The sequence below is a fragment of the Vibrio sp. SCSIO 43137 genome (assembly GCF_028201475.1).
Taxonomy (GTDB): domain Bacteria; phylum Pseudomonadota; class Gammaproteobacteria; order Enterobacterales; family Vibrionaceae; genus Vibrio.
Map to the genome: position 1 here is coordinate 3351554 of NZ_CP116383.1, position 21910 is coordinate 3373463.

At 45.9% G+C, this 21910-nt stretch carries 24 protein-coding genes; 1 reads left to right on the forward strand and 23 read right to left on the reverse strand.

Annotated elements, in window-relative coordinates:
- Entirely contained in the window at nt 1-1533 is a 1533-nt protein-coding gene (ilvA, locus tag PK654_RS15765) for a threonine ammonia-lyase, biosynthetic (protein ID WP_271696876.1), read from the forward strand.
- Nucleotides 1534-1589: 56 nt separating this feature from the next.
- Here ilvA and glmU read toward each other — a convergent pair whose 3' ends face one another.
- The 23 genes from glmU to PK654_RS15880 all read right to left on the reverse strand — a co-directional run bounded on the left by glmU (nt 1590) and on the right by PK654_RS15880 (nt 21739).
- Nucleotides 1590-2954, reverse strand: coding sequence for a bifunctional UDP-N-acetylglucosamine diphosphorylase/glucosamine-1-phosphate N-acetyltransferase GlmU (gene glmU, locus PK654_RS15770; RefSeq protein ID WP_271696877.1), 1365 nt, complete (start codon nt 2952-2954; stop codon nt 1590-1592).
- Between the two features lie 145 nt (nt 2955-3099).
- A complete protein-coding gene (locus PK654_RS15775) occupies nt 3100-3522 on the reverse strand; it encodes a F0F1 ATP synthase subunit epsilon (protein ID WP_271696878.1) in 423 nt (140 codons plus the stop codon).
- Between the two features lie 18 nt (nt 3523-3540).
- A complete protein-coding gene (gene atpD, locus PK654_RS15780; protein ID WP_271696879.1) occupies nt 3541-4944 on the reverse strand; it encodes a F0F1 ATP synthase subunit beta in 1404 nt (467 codons plus the stop codon).
- A gap of 34 nt (nt 4945-4978) precedes the next feature.
- The gene (atpG, locus tag PK654_RS15785; protein ID WP_271696880.1) at nt 4979-5845 is read right to left on the reverse strand and encodes a F0F1 ATP synthase subunit gamma; all 867 of its coding nucleotides are present in this window, start codon (nt 5843-5845) and stop codon (nt 4979-4981) included.
- A 66-nt stretch (nt 5846-5911) separates the two neighbouring features.
- Nucleotides 5912-7453 (reverse strand): F0F1 ATP synthase subunit alpha, encoded by a 1542-nt coding sequence (gene atpA / locus PK654_RS15790; RefSeq protein ID WP_271696881.1) that lies wholly within the window; start codon nt 7451-7453, stop codon nt 5912-5914.
- A 13-nt stretch (nt 7454-7466) separates the two neighbouring features.
- Nucleotides 7467-8000, reverse strand: a complete 534-nt coding sequence (gene atpH / locus PK654_RS15795) for a F0F1 ATP synthase subunit delta (protein ID WP_271696883.1) — start codon at nt 7998-8000, stop codon at nt 7467-7469.
- A gap of 14 nt (nt 8001-8014) precedes the next feature.
- Nucleotides 8015-8485, reverse strand: a complete 471-nt coding sequence (atpF, locus tag PK654_RS15800; RefSeq protein WP_271696884.1) for a F0F1 ATP synthase subunit B — start codon at nt 8483-8485, stop codon at nt 8015-8017.
- Nucleotides 8486-8541: 56 nt separating this feature from the next.
- Nucleotides 8542-8796, reverse strand: coding sequence for a F0F1 ATP synthase subunit C (atpE, locus tag PK654_RS15805; RefSeq protein ID WP_271696885.1), 255 nt, complete (start codon nt 8794-8796; stop codon nt 8542-8544).
- A gap of 58 nt (nt 8797-8854) precedes the next feature.
- Entirely contained in the window at nt 8855-9667 is an 813-nt protein-coding gene (gene atpB / locus PK654_RS15810; RefSeq protein ID WP_271696886.1) for a F0F1 ATP synthase subunit A, read from the reverse strand.
- 8 nt (nt 9668-9675) lie between these two features.
- Nucleotides 9676-10065, reverse strand: a complete 390-nt coding sequence (locus tag PK654_RS15815) for a F0F1 ATP synthase subunit I (RefSeq protein ID WP_271696888.1) — start codon at nt 10063-10065, stop codon at nt 9676-9678.
- A gap of 192 nt (nt 10066-10257) precedes the next feature.
- Nucleotides 10258-11139, reverse strand: coding sequence for a ParB/RepB/Spo0J family partition protein (locus tag PK654_RS15820; protein ID WP_271696889.1), 882 nt, complete (start codon nt 11137-11139; stop codon nt 10258-10260).
- A 29-nt stretch (nt 11140-11168) separates the two neighbouring features.
- Nucleotides 11169-11942: a ParA family protein gene (locus PK654_RS15825; RefSeq protein ID WP_271696890.1), complete on the reverse strand. Its 774-nt coding sequence runs from the start codon at nt 11940-11942 to the stop codon at nt 11169-11171.
- A gap of 10 nt (nt 11943-11952) precedes the next feature.
- Nucleotides 11953-12588 (reverse strand): 16S rRNA (guanine(527)-N(7))-methyltransferase RsmG, encoded by a 636-nt coding sequence (gene rsmG, locus PK654_RS15830; RefSeq protein ID WP_271696891.1) that lies wholly within the window; start codon nt 12586-12588, stop codon nt 11953-11955.
- Nucleotides 12589-14481 carry a tRNA uridine-5-carboxymethylaminomethyl(34) synthesis enzyme MnmG gene (mnmG, locus tag PK654_RS15835; protein ID WP_271696892.1) on the reverse strand — a complete coding sequence of 631 codons (1893 nt, stop codon included), beginning with the start codon at nt 14479-14481 and terminating at the stop codon, nt 12589-12591.
- 483 nt (nt 14482-14964) lie between these two features.
- A complete protein-coding gene (gene mioC, locus PK654_RS15840; protein WP_271696893.1) occupies nt 14965-15399 on the reverse strand; it encodes an FMN-binding protein MioC in 435 nt (144 codons plus the stop codon).
- Between the two features lie 35 nt (nt 15400-15434).
- Nucleotides 15435-16796: a tRNA uridine-5-carboxymethylaminomethyl(34) synthesis GTPase MnmE gene (gene mnmE / locus PK654_RS15845; RefSeq protein WP_271696894.1), complete on the reverse strand. Its 1362-nt coding sequence runs from the start codon at nt 16794-16796 to the stop codon at nt 15435-15437.
- A gap of 138 nt (nt 16797-16934) precedes the next feature.
- On the reverse strand, nt 16935-18554 hold the full coding sequence (gene yidC, locus PK654_RS15850) for a membrane protein insertase YidC (protein ID WP_271696895.1): 1620 nt from the start codon (nt 18552-18554) through the stop codon (nt 16935-16937).
- 2 nt (nt 18555-18556) lie between these two features.
- Nucleotides 18557-18814, reverse strand: a complete 258-nt coding sequence (yidD, locus tag PK654_RS15855; RefSeq protein WP_271696896.1) for a membrane protein insertion efficiency factor YidD — start codon at nt 18812-18814, stop codon at nt 18557-18559.
- A complete protein-coding gene (rnpA, locus tag PK654_RS15860) occupies nt 18781-19104 on the reverse strand; it encodes a ribonuclease P protein component (protein ID WP_271696897.1) in 324 nt (107 codons plus the stop codon). The genes yidD and rnpA overlap by 34 nt, the downstream gene beginning before the upstream one ends.
- Before the next feature lie 45 nt (nt 19105-19149).
- On the reverse strand, nt 19150-19284 hold the full coding sequence (gene rpmH / locus PK654_RS15865; RefSeq protein ID WP_006880025.1) for a 50S ribosomal protein L34: 135 nt from the start codon (nt 19282-19284) through the stop codon (nt 19150-19152).
- A gap of 196 nt (nt 19285-19480) precedes the next feature.
- On the reverse strand, nt 19481-20218 hold the full coding sequence (locus PK654_RS15870; RefSeq protein WP_271696898.1) for an amino acid ABC transporter ATP-binding protein: 738 nt from the start codon (nt 20216-20218) through the stop codon (nt 19481-19483).
- Nucleotides 20215-20886 (reverse strand): amino acid ABC transporter permease, encoded by a 672-nt coding sequence (locus PK654_RS15875; RefSeq protein WP_271696899.1) that lies wholly within the window; start codon nt 20884-20886, stop codon nt 20215-20217. The genes PK654_RS15870 and PK654_RS15875 overlap by 4 nt, the downstream gene beginning before the upstream one ends.
- A gap of 97 nt (nt 20887-20983) precedes the next feature.
- On the reverse strand, nt 20984-21739 hold the full coding sequence (locus tag PK654_RS15880) for an amino acid ABC transporter substrate-binding protein (RefSeq protein ID WP_271696900.1): 756 nt from the start codon (nt 21737-21739) through the stop codon (nt 20984-20986).
- Between the last annotated feature and the right edge of the window lie 171 nt (nt 21740-21910).

A 21910-nucleotide genomic window follows, 5' to 3' on the forward strand; every position in this document is an offset into this window, starting at 1 on the left:
ATGACCCTAACCAATCAAACTGGCGCAGATTATCTGCGTCAGATATTGAGAGCTCCGGTCTATGAAGTGGCAACGGTTACGCCACTTCAGGAAATGCCCCGCCTGTCTGAACGAATTCACAATGATGTTCAGATAAAACGGGAAGATCGCCAACCGGTTCACTCATTTAAGCTACGCGGTGCTTACAACATGGTGGCCAGCCTGTCTGAAGCACAGAAGAAAGCCGGTGTTATTGCAGCATCGGCTGGTAACCATGCTCAGGGAATGGCTCTTTCAGGAACCAAACTGGGCATTGAAACCATTATCGTTATGCCTAAGACCACGCCGGATATCAAAGTAGAAGCGGTTCGCAGCTTTGGCGGTAAAGTGGTGCTGCATGGCAGTAACTTTGACGAAGCGAAAGCTGAAGCGGAAAGATTGTCTGAAGAGAAGGGCTATACCTTTGTTCCTCCCTTTGATCACCCGCTGGTGATTGCCGGTCAGGGCACCATAGGTATGGAGATGCTTCAGCAGAATGGTCACCTTGACTATATTTTTGTCCCAGTCGGTGGCGGCGGTCTGGCTGCTGGTGTTGCGGTTCTGGTTAAGCAACTGATGCCGGAAGTAAAGGTTATTGCTGTTGAGCCGGAAGACTCTTCCTGCCTGAAAGCCGCTCTGGATGCCGGAGAACCAGTGGTTCTTGATCAGATCAGTATGTTTGCTGACGGTGTTGCAGTTAAGCGTATCGGTGATGAAACATTCCGTCTGTGTAATAAGTACCTTGATGGTCATATTGCTGTTTCCAGCGATGAAATATGTTCAGCAGTTAAAGATATTTTCGAAGATACCAGAGCCATTGCAGAACCTTCCGGTGCTCTTGCTCTTGCTGGTCTTAAAAAGTATGCAGAGCAAAATGAACTAAAAGACAACAAACTGGCTACGGTTCTGTCCGGGGCAAATACTAACTTCCATGGTTTGCGTTACGTGTCTGAACGATGTGAGTTAGGTGAAAAACGGGAAGGCTTACTTGCGGTAACCATTCCTGAGCAGCCGGGCGCCTTTTACAAGTTCTGTCAGATCATCGGTGGCCGCTCAGTGACCGAGTTTAACTACCGATACAGCGATGAAAGCCTTGCCAATATCTTTGTCGGTGTCAGGTTGCAGAATGGTCAGGAAGAGCTGGATTCCATTGTTCATGAACTAAGAGATGGTGGCTATCCTGTCGTTGATCTATCTGACGACGAGATGGCCAAACTGCATATCCGCTATATGATTGGCGGCAAACCATCAAAGCAGCTGAAAGAACGCCTTTACAGTTTTGAGTTTCCTGAATACCCCGGAGCACTGCTGAAGTTCTTAAGTACCTTAGGTACACACTGGAACATCAGCTTGTTTAACTACCGGAATCAGGGTGCTGATTATGGCCGGGTATTGTGTGGCTTTGAACTGGACGAGTCCGACTTAAGCCGTTTCTCCTCTCATCTGCATGAACTGGGTTACCAGTATAAGGATGAATCGGATAACCCTGCCTATAAGTTCTTTATGCAGAAGTAACCGAAACTGAAACAGGAGCCAATGGCTCCTGTTTTTTAATGACTAACTGTGGTTAGTTATTTTTTCTGTTTTACCGGTCTTTTCCAGCCGGAGATTTTTCGCTCTTTGGCTCTGCTGATAACCAGTTCACCTTCCGCAACATCTTTAGTCAGAGTGGTACCGGCACCAATAGTAGCACCATCAGCAATGGTTACCGGAGCCACCAACTGGCAGTCAGAACCAACAAACACATCGTTACCGATAACGGTTTTAAACTTGTTTGCGCCATCGTAGTTGCAGGTAATAACACCAGCACCAATATTGGTACGCTGACCAATCTCTGAGTCACCGATATAGGTCAGATGGTTGGCTTTAGAGCCTTCACCGATCACACCGTTCTTCACTTCAACAAAGTTACCTACGTGAGCATCATTTTTCAGCTCTGCCCCCGGACGTAAACGGGTAAATGGCCCTACTGTACACTCTTCACCAACGGTAGCGCTTTCAATAACGCTGTAAGGGCGCACCAGAGTATTGTCATCAATTTCACAATCTTTTAGTACACATCCGGCACCGATCACTACGTTATCACCCAGAGTAACGCTGCCTTCGATGATCACGTTAACGTCTATCTCAACATCTTTGCCGCACTGAATCGAGCCACGAAGGTCAAAACGGGCCGGATCACGCAGCATAACGCCCTGCTCTAGCAGTTTTTCTGCCTGCATAAGTTGGTAAGCGCGCTCAAGTTGTGCCAGTTGAACCCGGTTATTTACCCCTTCAACTTCTACCACTTGTTGAGGGTGTACCGCTTCGATTGATTTACCCTCACTATGAGCGGCTTCAATAATATCAGTAAGATAGTACTCACCCTGTGCATTATCGTTGCTCAGGTTTGCCAGCCAGCGCTTAAGATCGCCACCCATGGCAACCAACACACCGGTATTAATCTCTTTAATCAGCTTCTGCTCTTCTGTGGCATCTTTCTGCTCAACAATCGCCACCACAGAGCCGTTCTCACGCACAATACGTCCGTAGCCTGCCGGATTATCCAGAACCACCGTCAGTAGTCCTATACCGCCTTCAGGCTGCGCATCTAACAGGTTTTCCAGCGTCTCTGAGGAGATAAGCGGTACATCACCATAAAGCACCAGTACTTTCTCATCATCTTTGATAGAAGAAGAGGCCTGATCAACGGCATGACCTGTACCTAATTGCTCAGCCTGCAAAATCCAGTTCACTGATTCACCGGCAAGTACCTGCTGCATCTGCTCACCACCATGGCCATAAACCAGGTGAATATTCTGCGCATCTAACCCGTTACAAGTATCGATTACATGCTTAACCATTGGCTTACCAGCCAGTGTATGTAGAACTTTTGGCTTATTAGAGTACATACGGGTACCTTTACCCGCTGCGAGAATAACCGCACTAAACGTCATGGGAATAACCTGTTTTTTTCTGTTAGAGGCTGATTTTAACTGCTTTGCAGAGAAAATAAACAGTGCAAATCATATCGCAGTAAAATATAAGCAACAGAAAAACAAAAGGCGACCATAAGGCCGCCTTTTCACACTACACTAAAACTTAGCGTCTGTTTTTTGTCAGCTCGATAACTCGAAGCTGAGCAATGGCTTTAGCCAGTTCACTGGCCGCTTGTGCAAAGTCCATATCGCCATGCTGATTCTGGATATGCTCCTCAGCTTTGCGCTTGGCTTCTTCTGCCTTAGCTGCGTCTAGCTCTTCACCACGGATTGCTGTATCAGCCAGCACAGTCGCTGTGCCGGGCTGAACTTCAACAATACCACCAGAAACATAAATAATTTCTTCGTGGCCGTGCTGTTTAACGATACGCACCATACCAGGCTTAATAGCGGTCAGCAGCGGTGTGTGACCATGGAAAATACCAAGCTCACCTTCGCTCCCGGTCACCTGAAACGTTTCAACAAGGCCTGAGAAGATTTTCTTCTCAGCACTTACTACGTCCAGATGAAAGGTAATTGCTGCCATATCGCCTCCTATTTAGCCTTATAGCTTCTTAGCATTCTCAATAGCATCGTCAATAGTACCGCAGTACATAAACGCTTGCTCTGGAATGTCATCGTATTCACCAGTTAGCAGACCTTTGAAGCCACGTAGAGTCTCTTTAAGAGGTACGTAGATACCCGGGTCACCTGTAAATACTTCCGCTACGTGATAAGGCTGAGTCAGGAAACGCTCAATCTTACGTGCACGTGATACCACTAGCTTATCTTCTTCAGACAGCTCATCCATACCCAGGATTGCGATGATATCTTTCAGCTCTTTATAGCGCTGAAGAGTAGACTGAACGCCACGAGCTGTGTCGTAGTGTTCCTGACCTACTACCAATGGATCTAGCTGACGAGAGGTAGAATCCAGTGGATCGATCGCTGGGTACAGACCCATAGCGGCGATGTTACGGCTTAGTACAACCGTTGCATCCAAGTGGGCAAATGTTGTTGCCGGAGACGGGTCAGTCAAGTCATCCGCAGGTACATATACCGCCTGTACAGACGTGATAGAACCCTGACGAGTTGATGTGATACGCTCCTGCAGAACACCCATTTCTTCAGCAAGTGTTGGCTGATAACCTACCGCAGATGGCATACGACCTAGCAGAGCCGATACCTCTGTACCCGCAAGGGTATAACGATAGATGTTATCGATGAACAGCAGTACGTCACGACCTTCGTCACGGAAACGCTCTGCCATTGTCAGGCCAGTCAGTGCAACACGTAGACGGTTGCCCGGTGGCTCGTTCATCTGGCCATATACCATTGCTACTTTAGACTCTTCAGGATTCTCAACGTTTACAACGCCTGCTTCCTGCATCTCATAGTAGAAGTCATTACCTTCACGAGTACGTTCACCTACACCCGCAAATACTGAAAGACCTGAGTGTTGTAGTGCGATGTTGTTGATAAGTTCCATCATGTTAACGGTCTTACCTACACCTGCACCACCAAACAGACCGATTTTACCACCCTTAGCGAATGGACAAACCAAGTCAATAACTTTAACACCAGTTTCTAGAAGCTCAGTCGCGTTAGACTGCTCTTCATAGCTTGGTGCTTCACGGTGAATAGCGTAGTGCTCTTCAGCGCCGATATCACCACATTCATCAATCGCATCACCAAGAACGTTCATGATACGACCAAGAGTTTTTGTACCTACTGGTACAGTGATTGGAGCGCCAGTGTTTTCTACTACTAATCCACGACGTAAACCATCAGAGCTACCCATTACGATTGCGCGAACTACGCCACCGCCAAGCTGCTGCTGAACTTCAAGAACCAGACGTTCTTTTGAATCAACAACATTCAGAGCATCGTATACACGTGGTACTTCGCCCTGTGGGAACTCTACGTCGACTACCGCACCGATGATCTGTACGATCTTACCTGTAGCCATCGTTAATCCTCTAACTATTAAGTTTTACCTATGCTTAAACCGCTGCAGCACCCGAAACAATTTCCGACAGTTCTTGTGTAATCGCCGCTTGACGCGCCTTGTTATACACAAGTTCTAAGTCTTCAATCAGGTTACTTGCATTATCTGTTGCTGCTTTCATCGCAATCATTCGAGCCGCTTGCTCACAGGCAAGGTTCTCTACCACACCCTGATACACCTGAGATTCGACGTAACGAACCAGAAGGGCATCCAGTAGTGGCTTTGGCTCGGGCTCATAAATGTAGTCCCAAGAATGAGTGCGCTGCATTTCTTCGCTGTCCGATTTAGGCAAAGGTAGCAATTGATCGATCGTTGGTTCTTGAACCATGGTATTTACAAACTTGTTAAACACCACGTACAGGCGATCTAACTCACCTTCATCATATTTCTTCAGCATTACGCCAACAGAACCAATCAGATCTTCAAGACTAGGCTCATCGCCAAGACCTGAAACCTGAGCAGCTACCTTAGCGCCACTGTTATTGAAAAATGCTGTTGCTTTTGAACCGATAACGGCCAAATCAACGTCTGCACCTTTCTCTTTCCACTCTTGCATGTCTAACATGGCTTTCTTGAACAAGTTAATGTTCAGGCCACCACACAAGCCGCGGTCAGTAGAAATCATGATGTAACCAACACGTTTGGCTTCACGCTCTTCCAGGTACGGATGTTTGTACTCCAGATTACCGTTAGCCAAATGACCGATCACTTTACGCATTGTTTCAGCATATGGACGGGAAGCTCCCATTGCGTCTTGCGAACGACGCATTTTTGAAGCTGCTACCATTTCCATCGCTTTCGTGATCTTCTGAGTGCTTTTAACACTCCCGATCTTAGTACGAATCTCTTTTGCGCCGGCCATCGTATTACTCTCTCTTTATGATAACTTCGTTAATGGTGACCCTAAGGCCACCCACTCACTTATCAATTACCAGGTCTGGGTTGCTACGAAATCGTCCACAATCTTCTTAAGTTGTGCTTCGATTTCATCGTTGTATGCACCCGTTGTATCGATCTCTTTTACAAAATCGGCAAACTGGCTACGAGCAAACGAAAGTAGTGCATCTTCGAAATCAGCAAGCTTGTTCAGCTCGATGTTTTCCAGATAACCACGTTCTGCCGCAAAGATAACAAGAGACTGATCAAATACAGACATTGGAGCATATTGTTTCTGCTTCATTAGCTCTGTAACTTTTTGACCATGGTCTAGCTGTTTCTTTGTCGCTTCATCAAGGTCAGATGAGAACTGAGCAAACGCAGCTAGTTCACGATACTGTGCCAGAGCGGTACGGATACCACCTGAAAGCTTCTTGATGATTTTCGTCTGTGCTGAACCACCTACACGAGATACTGAGATACCTGGGTCAACCGCCGGACGTACGCCCGCGTTGAACAGCTCAGTTTGCAGGAAGATCTGACCATCGGTAATCGAGATTACGTTGGTAGGTACGAATGCGGATACGTCACCAGCCTGAGTTTCGATGATAGGAAGAGCAGTCAATGAACCGGTCTTACCTTTCACTTCACCCTTAGTGAACTTCTCTACATACTCTTCGTTTACACGAGCAGCACGCTCTAGAAGACGAGAGTGAAGATAGAATACATCCCCAGGGAATGCTTCACGGCCTGGTGGGCGTTTCAGTAGTAGAGAGATCTGACGATACGCTACCGCTTGCTTAGATAGATCATCATAAACAATCAGTGCATCTTCACCACGATCACGGAAGTACTCACCCATTGCACAACCTGCGTAAGGCGCCAGATACTGAAGCGCAGCAGATTCAGATGCAGAAGCAACAACAACAATCGTGTTTTGTAGTGCGCCGTGCTCTTCAAGCTTACGTACTACGTTTGCGATAGTTGATGCTTTCTGACCGATAGCAACATAGATAGAGTAGATTCCAGAATCTCTCTGGTTGATGATGGCATCGATAGCCATCGCGGTTTTACCTGTCTGACGGTCACCGATGATAAGTTCACGCTGGCCACGACCAATTGGGATCATGGAGTCAACTGACTTATAACCAGTTTGTACAGGCTGGTCTACCGATTTACGGTCGATTACACCCGGAGCAATAACTTCTACAGGAGAAGTCAGTTTCGCTTCGATTGGACCTTTACCATCGATAGGCTCACCCAGTGTGTTTACCACACGACCTAGTAGTTCAGGACCTACTGGTACCTCAAGGATACGGCCAGTACCTGTTACTTTCATGCCTTCCTGTAGGTCAGCATATGGGCCCATTACAACCGCACCAACCGAGTCACGCTCAAGGTTAAGTGCGAGTGCATAACGACCACCCGGTATTTCAATCATTTCACCTTGCATCACGTCCGCTAGGCCGTGAATGCGAATAATACCATCGCTTACCGATACGATAGTACCTTCATTACGAGCTTCACTAACAACTTCGAAAGATTCGATACGTTGTTTGATTAGATCGCTTATTTCCGTGGAATTAAGTTGCATGCTCCAATCCCCATCAAGACTGCAATGCATCGCTCAGACGGTCGATCTGACCGCGAGTTGAGTTATCGATGACTAAGTCTCCGGCTCGAATAATAACCCCACCAAGTAGGGCCTCATCTACACTGCAATTCAGGTTAACTTTACGTTCAAGACGCTTCTCAAGTTTGCTGCTGATATTGGCAAGTTGTTCTTTTGTCAGCTTAGAGGCGGAAAGAACTTCCACATCCATCACCTTCTCCAGCTCATGTTTCAGGGCCAGGAACTCTTCACAAACATCAGGAAGGGCCTTTAACCGGCCATTCTCAGCCATCACCCTTAGCAGGTTCTGGCCATGTTCATCAAACTGTTCGCCGCAAACGGCAATAAAGATTTCTGCTAGTTTGTCAGCAGAAGCAGAACCAGAAAGCAGTTCTTTAATCTCTTTATTTTTTGTCACTTCTGTAGCGAAAGTCAGCATCTGGCTCCATTGATCCAGTGCCCCTTTTTCTACAGCAAAGTCAAACGCTGCTTTAGCATAGGGGCGTGCTATTGTAGTCAATTCAGACATATGCGCCCCCTGCTTTAAAGTTTTGCAGTAATGTTGTCGAGAATATCTTTTTGCGCATCTTTATCGATAGAACGCTCAAGGATTTTCTCCGCACCAGCTAAAGCCAGAGTAGCAACTTGTTTGCGCAGTTCATCTTTCGCGCGATTACGTTCTGCTTCAATTTCTGCTTCTGCCTGAGCAAGGATTTTCTGGCGTTCTGCCTGAGCTTCCTCGCGAGCTTCATCAATAATTTGAGCTTTACGTTTGTTCGCTGCGTCAATGACCTCTGTTGCTGTGCGCTTCGCTTCTTTCAATTGGTCAGAAGCGTTGGCTTGTGCTAGATCTAAGTCTTTTGCTGCTCTTTCAGCAGCCAGCAGACCGTCAGCAATTTTCTTCTGACGCTCTTCGATAGCACCCATAATTGGCGGCCATACATATTTCATGCAGAACCACACAAATAATGTGAATGCGATAGCTTGACCTAGCAGAGTTGCGTTCATATTCACAACAGCTACCCCTCTATTAGTTCATCAAGTTCAAAGTACTAGTTTCTTTGAGCTACTTATTGTAGAGAACCAACGAATGGGTTAGCGAATGTGAATAGAAGTGCGATTACGATACCGATCATTGGGATCGCATCAAGTAGACCCGCGATGATGAACATCTTAACTTGTAGCATAGGAGCCATCTCAGGTTGACGAGCTGCACCTTCAAGGAATTTACCACCCAGAATTGCAAAACCGATCGCTGTCCCTAGAGCCGCCATACCGACAATAAGACCTACAGCGATTGCTGAAAAGCTCAGTAAAGTTTCCATTACTATCTCCAATATATAGTTGTTGGCAATTTTGCCTAAAAAAGCTTTGTTAAATTAATTAGTGATCCGGGTCTTCATGTGCCATCGACAGATATACGATAGTCAGCATCATGAACACAAACGCCTGGATACAAATAACTAGAATATGGAAAATTGCCCACGGAAGAGCACCTAACCATTGTAACCACCACGGTAGCAACGCCGCGATAAGAATGAATACAACCTCACCTGCAAACATGTTTCCGAATAGACGCATACCAAGTGAAAGAGGTTTAGCCAGTAGCGAAACCACCTCAAGAAGCAGGTTAAACGGAATCATCACAGGATGATTAAATGGGTGTAAAGCAAGTTCTTTCGCAAATCCGCCCAGACCTTTTATTTTGATGCTGTAATAGATCATCAAAGTAAACACGCCCAGAGCCATTGCCATGGTGATATTTACATCAGCAGAAGGAACCACTTTCAAATAAGGGATACCCAGCCAATGCTGTGCAGGATATGGCAAGAAATCAATTGGCACTAAGTCCATGATGTTCATTAGCAATACCCAGCAAAAGATAGTCAGTGCCAAAGGCGCTATCAATGGGTTGCGTCCATGGAAGGTTTCTTTGACGTTATCAGCGACAAATTCAACCAACATTTCTACAGCACATTGCAACTTACCCGGTACACCTACTGTTGCTTTCTTTGCTACAGAGCGAAATACCCAAAGGAATAACATCCCTGTAAACACAGAAAAAAACAGGCTATCAATATGAACGTTCCAGAAACTGGTCTCCTCCGCCACTAAACCTAACTTGTATAAAGAGAGGTTAGCGAGGTGGTGATCAATATATCCGGACGCTGTTAGCGCTTCACCTGGCGCAGCCATAACTCATCCTATTTTTTTTTGTTAATGAATAGCGCTGGCAAAAAGATGTTAATCCCTAACGCCAGCAAATAGGTTAGTTTCAGGGGAACTAAGTCCACCTGCATATACATGTAAGCGACAGAAAATAGAATGACTGTGATTGAAATTTTTAATGCTTCACCCGTATAAAACGACGCCGTGACCGCTTTCGCAGCACGAGCCCCGCTAAACATAAAGGCGAAAAACGCAAAAACTGCATTGGCGATAACAAAAATACCACCACCAACTAGCGCAGATACTCCCCAATCAACATTCACGGCAATAGCCATTCCTGCTGCTACAACTGTAACCACGCTAGATTGAATCAATAACAATCGCTTTGCAAGCTCTCGCCCTGGTCGCGCTAGCGTAGCTACCATGTATTCATACCTCGATTTTTATTCCAACTGCGCACTTTTTATATTCACTTCACTGTGCTTGGAAAAACGGCGAAAATTATACGGTCAGTCATGCTGAATGCAATAAATTTACAGCATTAATTAACGTTTTTGTTTACAAACCTACAACTTTCGCAAGAATTCTTGTAACAAATTTCTTTTTTACAGAGACAATTAATGGCTTTCCAGCAGCTTAATTAATTTCTCTAGTTTGTGAGGTTCATCAAAAGTGATGGTCATTTTTGATTTACCGTTGCTGCTACGCACCAGACTCACGTTGGAGCCTATGCTCTGGCTTAACCGCTCTGAAATAGCAACGGCTTCATTATCAACCACTTTTTCAGTTGATGCTTTTGGCTGAAGGTACTTCTTAACGTACTGTTCAGCCTGACGCACTGTCATCTGCTTATCTGAGATAATCTTAGCGACTTCTGTCTGCTCTCCGCTTTTTAGCGCCAGCAGAGTACGGGCATGGCCCATTTCCAGTCGTTTCTTCTCAACCAACTGCTTCACTTCTGTGTCCAGTTGATTCAGTCTGAGCAGGTTGGTGACGGTTGTGCGTGATTTACCAATTACGTCAGCCACTTGCTGATGAGTCAGTTCAAACTCATCCTGAAGACGCTCTAACGCCTGAGCCTCTTCAATCACATTCAGGTCTTCACGCTGAATGTTTTCAATAAGCGCCATAGCAATGGCGGCTCTGTCCTGTACGTTTTTAACAACGCACGGTACCTGTTTCAGCCCGGCTTGCCGTGCTGCGCGCCAGCGGCGTTCACCGGCAATAATTTCATAACCGCCACTCTCTAAAGGCCTGACAACAATAGGTTGAATAATGCCCTGGGACTGGATAGATGCCGACAGCTCTTCCAGAGCCTCTTCCGACATCTCTTTGCGCGGCTGATATACACCAGGCTTTAAATCAGAGACAGCAATTTCAGCCAAATCGCCTTCAACGGAAATGGACTGACTTTTTGTCGCTATCTGCTGTTTTTCTCTGGCTAGAGAGCTGGTCGCTAATAAGGCATCTAAGCCTTTTCCTAAACCACGTTTAGACATTCAGGTGTATTCCTCTGTTCCTAATTAAATCAAGCCGGGACTTCTTCACGACGAAGAATCTCTCCTGCCAGGGCTAAGTACGCTTTTGCGCCGGCGGAGTGCTTATCATAATACATAGCTGGTCTGCCATGACTAGGGGCTTCTGCTAATCGAACATTACGAGGAATCACAGTTCGGTATACTTTTCCACCAAAATGCTTCTTCAGTTGATCGGAAACTTCGTTTGAAAGTCGGTTTCTCGGATCAAACATGGTTCGTAATAAACCTTCTATTTTTAAGTTTTCATTTACAACAGCGGCAAGCTTGCTAATGGTATCCATTAGAGCTGTCAGTCCTTCCAGTGCAAAATATTCACACTGCATAGGCACAAGAACAGAATCTGCAGCTGCCATTGCGTTGATTGTAAGAAGGTTTAGTGAAGGGGGACAATCTATAAAGATGAAATCATAGTTATCGCGAATTGAAGATAGTGCATTTTTTAACCGCACTTCCCGGGCAAAAACTTCCATCAATTTGATTTCTGCCGCGGTCACATCACCGTTAGCAGCGATTAAATCGTAACCGCCGCTGGTTGTCGTGCAGACCACCTCATTGAAAGGCGTATCTTCTACCAGCAGGTCGTAAGCAGTGGCATCCACCTGATACTTATCAACCCCGCTGGCCATAGTCGCGTTGCCCTGTGGGTCAAGATCAATAACCAACACCTTACGCTTGGTTGCAGCCATGGAAGCGGCCAGGTTGATACATGTCGTCGTTTTACCGACACCGCCTTTCTGGTTGGCTATAGCAATAATTCTTCCCACAGTAACCTCTCTATTTTTCCTGATGAGCTAAGACTACAAGATGTCGTTCACCTTCCAGCTCTGGAACTTTCAAAGCTTTGATTTCGATCACACTACACCACTCTGGTAACTGAGCGATTTCTTGTTGCGGAAGCTGACCTTTAAGTGCCAAAAATTGACCTGTGTCTCTTTTTGGCAGGTGCTGACACCATTCCACCATATCCGTGATGGAGGCAAACGCGCGGCTAAGCACCACATCAAACTTCTCTTCAGGCTGAAACTCTTCAACCCGGCTCTGAACCGTAGTGACATTATCAATGCCCAGCTCATGCAGAACCTGTTTAATAAAACGGATTCGCTTACCAAGGCTGTCCAGCAGGAAAAACTGTTTATCCGGATTCATTATCGCCAACGGAATGCCCGGTAACCCCGGACCAGTACCCACATCAATCAGGCGTTCACCAAACAGGTGCGGGCTGACGACAATACTGTCCATAATATGTTTGACCAGCATTTCCATAGGATTACGTACTGAAGTCAGGTTATAGGCTTTGTTCCACTTATCCAGCAGGCGGACATAACCAACTAATTGCTCTCGCTGTTTATCATCTACCGACAAATCAGTTTGCTGAATAAGATTATCCAGCGTTTGAGATAATGCTTCCATTTACGCTTCTCCCTTCTTCAGCATGCCTTGTTTCTTCAGATGAACAAGCAGGATAGATATCGCCGCCGGAGTAATACCAGAAATACGTGAAGCTACACCGATAGATTCCGGCTTAGCCTCATTCAGCTTAACCACAACCTCGTTGGATAACCCTTTAACCTGAGCATAATCAAGATCAACAGGCAACTTAGTTGCTTCGTGACGCAGAGACTTTTCTATTTCGTCTTTCTGACGCTGGATATAACCTTCATACTTAACCTGAATCTCAACCTGTTCGGAAGCCTGTTTATCATCCAGTGCAGGCGCAAAGTCATCCAGCGAAGTAAGTTGTTGATAATTAATCTCCGGACGACGCAGTAGATCTTCGCCACTCGCTTCCCGCGACATAGGCGTTTTAAGCAAGGCGTTAAGCTGATCAATGTTCTCTGACTTAGGATTCATCCAGCTTTCACTTAATCTCTGCCTTTCACGCTCAATATTTTCAACTTTCTCGTTGAAGCGTGCCCAGCGCACATCATCGATCAATCCGAGTTCACGGCCCTGTTCAGTAAGGCGTAGATCCGCATTGTCTTCACGCAATAACAGGCGATATTCCGCACGGGAAGTAAACATGCGGTAAGGTTCTTTGGTGCCCATGGTAGAAAGATCGTCTATCAGCACGCCCATATAGGCCTGATCACGACGAGGGCTCCAGCCCTCTTTGTCCTGCGTAAACAAGCTGGCGTTCAGGCCGGCCATCAGCCCCTGAGCCGCCGCTTCTTCGTATCCTGTGGTTCCGTTGATCTGTCCGGCAAAGAACAGACCTTTAATAAACTTGCTCTCGTAGGTCTGCTTCAGATCGCGCGGATCGAAGAAATCGTATTCAATAGCGTAACCTGGTCTCATAATATGCGCGTTCTCAAAGCCTTTCATTGAACGGACAATCTCAACCTGAACATCAAACGGCAGGCTGGTAGAGATACCATTAGGGTAGAGTTCTGTTGTAGTCAGCCCTTCAGGCTCAATAAAGATCTGATGGCTGTTCTTATCAGCAAAGCGCATCACTTTGTCTTCGATTGACGGACAGTATCTCGGACCAATCCCTTCAATTACACCTGCATACATAGGGCTTCTGTCAAGGTTCGCCCGGATAACATCGTGAGTTTTCTCATTGGTATGAGTAATAAAGCATGGGATCTGACGCGGATGATCTTCCCGTTTACCTAAAAACGAGAATACCGGAGTAGGATCATCACCGTGTTGCGCTTCCAACTGAGAGAAATCAACACTGTTGGCGTCGATTCTCGGCGGCGTACCGGTTTTTAAACGATCCACCCGTAACGGTAACTCACGCAAACGCTGGGCAAGGGCGATCGACGGAGGATCGCCTGCACGGCCTCCTGACGAGTTTTCCATACCAATATGAATCTTACCCCCAAGAAAGGTCCCGACAGTTAACACAACCGCTTTGGCATGGAATTTAAGTCCCATCTGAGTAACAACACCAGTAACCTGATGGTTTTCTACAATAAGATCATCGGCCGGTTGTTGAAACAGGGTGAGGTTCTCTGTGTTCTCCAGCACTTGTCTGATGGCGGATTTATACAGTAATCGATCCGCCTGTGCTCTGGTTGCTCTTACAGCAGGTCCTTTTGAGGCATTTAGTGTTCTGAACTGAATACCCGCTTTATCGATGGCCTGAGCCATGATCCCGCCTAAGGCATCAACCTCTTTTACCAGATGACCTTTACCTATCCCACCTATCGCCGGGTTACAGGACATCTGGCCCAAGGTATCAATATTGTGGGTAAGCAACAGGGTTTTCTGACCTGTTCTTGCTGATGCAAGTGCGGCTTCCGTTCCAGCATGACCGCCACCAATTACGATGACATCAAATTTTTCGTGATAAAGCATGGACCGACCTTAGGGTATTCAAGCTAAAAGAGGTAAATAAAAGGAGCGCTATTCTACCTGTTTTAATCAAGTGATAAAACGGCTTTAACGAAATTTTGGATCAGGCAAAAGAGCTTAATTATATATAAGATCTTATATAGAGATCTTTTATTGGATCTATTATTAGGCAGAACTGATCATGTGGATAAGCGAAAAATGATCAATAAGATCAAAAGGATTTATACGATCGTTTTTTGTGATCATTCTTTGATCTACAGGAGGATTAGCTGGGATCAAAATAGCTAGTTATCAACAGGTGGATTTAAGAAAGGATCTTATTATTTGGATAACTATATGTTAATCACTGGATAAATCGATTTTATTCACAAATGAGGATATTGGGTGGCTTAATAGTTGAATAACTGTAGATAGTTTTGGAAACTGCTAGAGTAAGACCTTTAAAAACAAAAGGTTACAGAGGTTTAATTCCGTAACCTTCTATTTTCAGAAGTTATTCAGGTGTTGTTTTAGCCAGATTTCGGCAGGTTCTTCAGGAACCGGAGAAGAGAGAACATCTATGGTAAAACAGTCAGTAATAGGTGTTGCTCCTATGTCCTGAAGAAGCTCAAAAGCATTTTTTCCTGCTGCGCAGAAGGTGTCGTAGCTTGAGTCTCCGAGGGCGACTACAGCATATTTCACCTGATCCATACGTGGAGGCGTGCTTTGAAGCTGATGGAAGAAAGCTTTTATGTTGTCAGGGTATTCGCCTGCACCATGAGTCGAGGTGATGATCAGCCAGGTGCCTTGTGCCGGAATATCATTGATATCGGGGTTGTTGTGAATCTGGCTCTCTTTGCCCTGCTCTGACAGCAGATCACTCAGATGATCGCCAACGTACTCTGCACCACCTAGCGTGCTGCCTGTAATTATTTGAATCATATAGGTTCCTTTAAAAAAATAGGGTGGAAACCACCCTATTTACCAATACAGAAAGAGGAGAATATCCGTCCCAGAAGATCATCTGAGCTAAATTCACCGGTAATTTCATTCAGGTGCTGCTGGGCAATTCTTAGCTCTTCAGCCAGAATCTCTCCGGCCATAAAGCCTTCAAGTTGCTGCTGACCAATATCCAGATGCTCAGACGCTTTCTCCAGCGCTTCTAAATGGCGTCTTCTGGCCATAAAGCTGCCTTCTGAACTGCCGGAGAAGCCCATACACTCTTTCAGGTGAGTCCTTAGTGCCTCGACACCTTGTCCGGTTTTTGCTGACAGGCGGATAAGAGTAGGGGAGTTAACATGGCAGATACCCAGATCTTCGCCTGTCTGGTCAGCTTTATTACGGATCACCGTGATACCGACGTTATCCGGAAGCCGGTCGATAAAGTCCGGCCAGATTTCTTTAGGATCCGTTGCGTCAGTTGTGGTGCCATCCACCATAAACAGCACCCTGTCAGCCTGAGCTATCTCTTCCCATGCCCGGTCGATACCGATTCTTTCTACTTCGTCGATGGCATCCCTGAGGCCGGCAGTATCTATGATATGCAAGGGCATACCGTCAATATGGATATGCTCCCGTAGTACATCCCGGGTGGTTCCTGCTATATCCGTTACTATCGCTGAATCTTTGCCTGAGAGGGCATTTAACAGACTGGATTTACCGGCGTTAGGGCGTCCGGCGATAACCACTTTCATGCCTTCGCGCATAATGGCGCCCTGATTGGCCTCTTCCCTTACTGCTTTGAGGTTATCTATGATCCCCTGCAGATCGGCGCTGACCTTTCCGTCAGCCAGAAAGTCGATCTCCTCTTCCGGAAAGTCGATGGCGGCTTCCACATAGATCCTTAAATGGATAAGAGACTCAACTAACAGGTTAATTTTGTTAGAAAACTGTCCTTGCAGTGAAAGCAGGGCGGATTTTGCTGCCTGTTCCGAGCTGGCATCGATCAGATCAGCAATAGCTTCAGCCTGAGCCAAATCCATTTTGTCGTTAAGGAAAGCACGTTCTGAGAACTCTCCCGGGCGGGCGGAACGTACATTTTCTATAGTCAGGATGCGCTTTATCAGCATATCCATAACAATTGGGCCACCGTGGCCCTGAAGTTCTAAAACATCTTCGCCGGTAAAAGAGTTCGGGTTAGGGAAAAACAGTGCGATACCCTGATCAAGTTCGGAACCATCTTCAGCTTTAAATGGCAGATACTCTGCGTATCTCGGCTTTAATGTTTTTCCGGTCATTTGCAGAGCTACCTGAGCCGCTTTGGGGCCTGATACTCGTATTATGCCAACACCACCTCTTCCGGGAGCCGTAGCCTGCGCGACTATAGTGTCTGTGGTCATCTCAATACCTAAATAAAATATGCAGTGACGTTTTTGATTCGACAACGTCACTGGCTATGAATTCTCTCTGCCTGAATTGTAATCAGGCAAAAACAAAAAGGCGACCTTTTGGCCGCCTTTCTAAGTGTTTATTTCATCTTACTTGGAATGTAAGCCTTTCTTTTCCAGATTCCGGTAAATCAACGACTGTTGAATTAGCGTCACTATGTTAGACACCAACCAGTACAGTACCAGACCTGAAGGGAAGAACAGGAAGAAACCAGTAAACATGATCGGCATGAAGGTCATAATCTTCTGCTGCATAGGATCGGTTACTGTTGTCGGGCTCATCTTCTGGATCAGGAACATACTTGCACCCATTAACAGAGGCAGAATGTAGTATGGGTCCTGAGCTGACAGGTCAGTAATCCAGCCGAAGAACGGCGAGTGGCGCAGCTCAACAGATTCCATCAGAGACCAGTACAGTGCAATGAAAATAGGCATCTGCAGGAAGATAGGTAAACAACCACCAAGCGGGTTCACTTTCTCTTTCTTATACAGTTCCATCATCTCCTGACTCATGCGCTGACGGTCATCACCGATACGCTCACGCATAGCCTGAAGTTTAGGCTGAAGCATACGCATCTTAGCCATAGAGGTGTACTGAGCTTTCGTCAGCGGGTACATAGCACCACGAACGATAAAGGTCAGGATAATAATTGACACACCCCAGTTAACCACAACGCCCTGAATCATAGATAGCAACCAGTGCAGAGGTTTAGCGATAAACCATAGCCAGCCGTAGTCAACTACCAAGTCAAGGTTAGGGGCAACTTCAGCCATCTCTTTCTGTAGCTTAGGACCTGCCCATAGGGTTGCTTTCAGTTGTGTCTGGTCACCTGTGCCGATGGTTTTGTTCGGCATACGCACACCGATATCAGCAAGGTTGCCAATAACACGAGTGTAGATGGTTGAACCAGGCTCATTACGTGGAATCCACGCTGAAGCGAAATAGTGTTGCAGCATACCAACCCAGCCCTGACCGTCAGTCAGGTTCAGCGAAAGGTTACGATCCTGCATATCTTCGAAGCTGTACTTCTTGTAGCGTACATCCTGAGTTGAGTATGCACCGCCGCGGTATGTCGGCATTGTCAGACTGCCACCAGCATCCATAACATTTTGACGCAGGTGAGTGTACATTCCGATAGTGGCGTTGGCACCTGACTGGTTATCGACTGTGTATTCCACATCGATATCATAGCGGCCACGCTTAAGAATAAAGGTTTTGGTGTACTGAATGCCATTCGCTGCATAAGTCATAGGAATGCGCAGTTCGTTTTCACCATCAGCCAGGGTAAAGCTGTCAGCAGACACTGTGTACGAAGGACGGTTGGTGCTGCTCAGGTCGATGCCCTGAGGACCGATAAGACCACTCTGAGCAATATAAACGTGTCCAGGTTCGTTTTTCAGAAGCTGGAAAGCGTCAGCAGAGTCCAGTTCTGCATCATACTGGTTCAGAGTCGCTGCAGTAACGTCACCACCAAGGGTATCAATAGACAGAGTTAACACATCTGTTGTCACTGTGATCAGTTTGGCAGAAGACTGTTGCTGCGGAGCAGGGTCCAGTTCGCTTGCAATAGATGGTGCAGGTAGAGTGCTGCCATTTTGTGCCTGTACTGCTTGCTGAGGTGCTGGGTTCTTCTCAATGTTCCACTGTTGATACAGCAGGAACGAAACCAGTACCAGTGCAAGAAGCAGGATATTACGTTGTGAATCCATCGTTATTTATCTCTGTCTTTGTCTTGGATTGGTGGAACGGGGTCAAAACCCCCTTCATTCAAAGGGTGGCATTTTAATAGACGTTTGCCAGATAACCAACACCCTTTTACAAAACCGTGCATTTTTATTGCTTCTAAAGCATAAGTTGAGCAGGTCGGAGTAAAGCGACAGCGAGGACCTATAAGCGGGCTGATAACCAACTTATATATATAAATCAATCCGATAGCTATCCACGAGAGGGGCGAGAAAGGCGATGCCATAGTTTATCAAATAATTTAAATATTTCTTCATTGCTCAGGTCTTGCGCGCTCTTTTTCGCAATCACAACAAAATCTTTATTGGGCAGTTGATGTTGCTTCATTCTAAAGCTTTGACGAGCCAGACGTTTAAATCGATTTCTGCCGACAGCAGTTTTAATCTGTTTTTTAGGAACGGCTAAGCCAAGTCTGGGATGAGAAAGAGAGTTCTTTCGGGCAATGATAGTGAAATGAGGTGAGCCAGCACTGTGTGCTTGCTGGAATACATTTTGATAATGCTCGGGAGTTAACAAGCGTAACTCCCGATTGAACGCGTACTTAGTCAAAATAATCGCGAATTATTTTGATAGGCGCGCACGGCCTTTAGCACGACGTGCATTAATTACTTTACGACCGTTCTTAGTTGCCATGCGTGCACGGAAACCGTGAGTACGCTTGCGCTTTAGAACTGAAGGTTGAAAAGTGCGTTTCATTGTTAATACCTTTTACTGATCAGTAGTTTATAGGTTTTTGTTAAACCCGGCGTGGGACTTAACATCCGACGCCTCTCAAACAAAGAGGCGGAATTGTAATCACTGACTACTTAAGAGTCAATAACTGTTCGTCCATACCGGCCGAATAATTCCGGCCGACGGATTATACGTAGTGTGAGCTAAATCGCAAGGATCTTTACTCGATCCCAACCTGATTTAAGAACTTTTTAAGTTTAGGATCCTGTGGATTGTCGAAGATATCCTGTGGAGATCCCTGTTCAACAATCTTACCTTCTGCCATAAAGATAACCCTGTCAGCCACTTCACGGGCAAATTGCATCTCATGAGTGACCACCAGCATGGTCTGATGGCGGGTTGCCAGCTCTTTCATCAGGTTAAGTACTTCACCGACCCATTCAGGATCTAAAGCCGAAGTCGGTTCATCAAACAGCAGCAGTTCAGGCTGGAGTGCCATAGCCCGGCCGATACCGACCCGCTGTTGCTGACCACCGGACAGGGCAGAAGGGTAGCTGTCTGCTTTATCTCCAAGCCCGATATCATCCAGTATCTGTTGCGCTCTGTCATAGGCCTGATCTTTTTTCCAGTTACGCACGGTAATAAGACCTTCGGCAATATTCTGCTTAGCAGTAAGGTGAGCAAACAGGGCATAGTTCTGAAAAACAAAGCCAGTCTTTCTTCTTAATGCCAGAACATCGGCTTTGGAGAAGTTTTCACTGTCCAGAGTGACATCATCAATGGTGATGCTTCCCTTATCAGGCTGCTCTAAGAAGTTAACACAACGCAACAAGGTCGATTTTCCGGTACCGCTGGAACCAATGATGACAATGATCTCTCCCTGACGGATATCGATATCAATACCAGACAGAACCGCACTATCACCGAAGCTTTTATGGATATTATTTAATCTGATCATCTTTGATACGCCCTGTTGAGTTTTGTTTCTGCCCAGATCTGAACACGGGTAAGTATCACTACTACTCCCCAGTAGATAAGTGCAACGGCAAGAAAGGCTTCAAAAAACTTAAAGCTGGAAGAGGCTTCCATCTGTGCTTTTGCCATTATCTCTGCCACACCTAAGGTGAAAGCCAGAGAGGTTGACTTGATCATATCGATAAAGTAGTTCATCAGCGAAGGCAGAGCGACACGGGTTGCCTGAGGAAGAATAATTCTTCTCATCGCCTGTGAGGTGGTCATACCCACAGAAAGGCTGGCTTCCATCTGGCTTCTGTCTATTCCGATAATAGCTGCCCTGATACTCTCGGCCATATAGGCGGCAAAGTGCAGAGTCAGGCCTATTACGGCGGCTGAAAAGGCATCTAAACCGACTAATACCGGAAATACCTGAGGTAAGCCGTAATAGAGCAGGAAAAGCTGAACCAGAAGGGGAGTACCGCGGAAAAAGCTAATATAGAGCTGACTTAGCTGATCCAGCACAGGAACCCGGAATACACGAATATTGGCAATCACCACAGCGATAATCAGTGAGAATACCAATCCCCACAGCGCCATTTCCATGGTTGTGCCCAGATACTTCAACAGAATAGGCAGCAACTCAAACATATACTGAAAATCAAAATTCATGGGCAACCCGCTAACTTGCTAATGAAAAAAATACCCCTAAGGCAGGGGTATAAAATGCAGTAGCAGAAGTTAAATTTCTGCTACTTTTCGACCTGTATTACTTAGTGATATCTGCGTCGAACCATTTCTGAGAGATCTTAGCCAAGGTACCATCTGCTCTCATTGCAGCAAGTGCCTGGTTAACTTCTTTCTGTAGTTTACGGCCATTTTCGTTATCGACGAAAGGCCATGCGTTTTCGATCTTATCGAAAGGTTGTCCGGCTAGCTCCAGTGGCAGACCTGTCTTCTTAATCAGTTCAAGTACCGATAGTCTGTCCATTACGAATGCATCAGAGCGACCCAGAGCAACATCGTGTTCAATACCTGTGTCATAGGTTTTGATGTTGATTTTCTTCTCTTTATCATAGTCTTTTAGCAGTTGCTCAAAGTTAGAACCCAGGTTAACCGCAACAGTCTTACCGGCTAAGTCTTCAATCCCTTTGATTTCCGTATTGCCTTTACGTACTGCGATTTGTGCACCGTCAACTACATACGGGTTTGCAAACAGATATTTTGCTTTACGTGCTTCAGTCATAGTGATCTGGTTAGAGATAGTATCGATGCGACCTGTCTCAAGCAGACCAAACAGACCTGAGAAGTTTGCGGTTACGTACTCAACTTTATAGTCGTTACGGCGGCCGATTTCATCCCACAGGTCTACTTCAAAACCTTGTAGTTTGTCTTTTTCAACAAAGGTAAATGGATAGTAGCGGCCGGACATGCCCACTTTTACGTCTGTAGCAGCATATGTTGCCTGAATTGAAGCAGTTGATAGTGCAACTGTCGTTAATAGTATCTTTAACCAGTTTTTCATAATGTAAATTCTCGTCACTTATTGGATAAGCGGATAATACGTCCTTAGTGTGATCCAGATAAAATAACTAGTTGTTATTAGACATAACTGAAAATTAGTGAATGATCTGGGGATAAGTTATAACGATCTGGTTTTTGTTAGTAATTTTGCCCATTTCTTGGGGAAAAATAG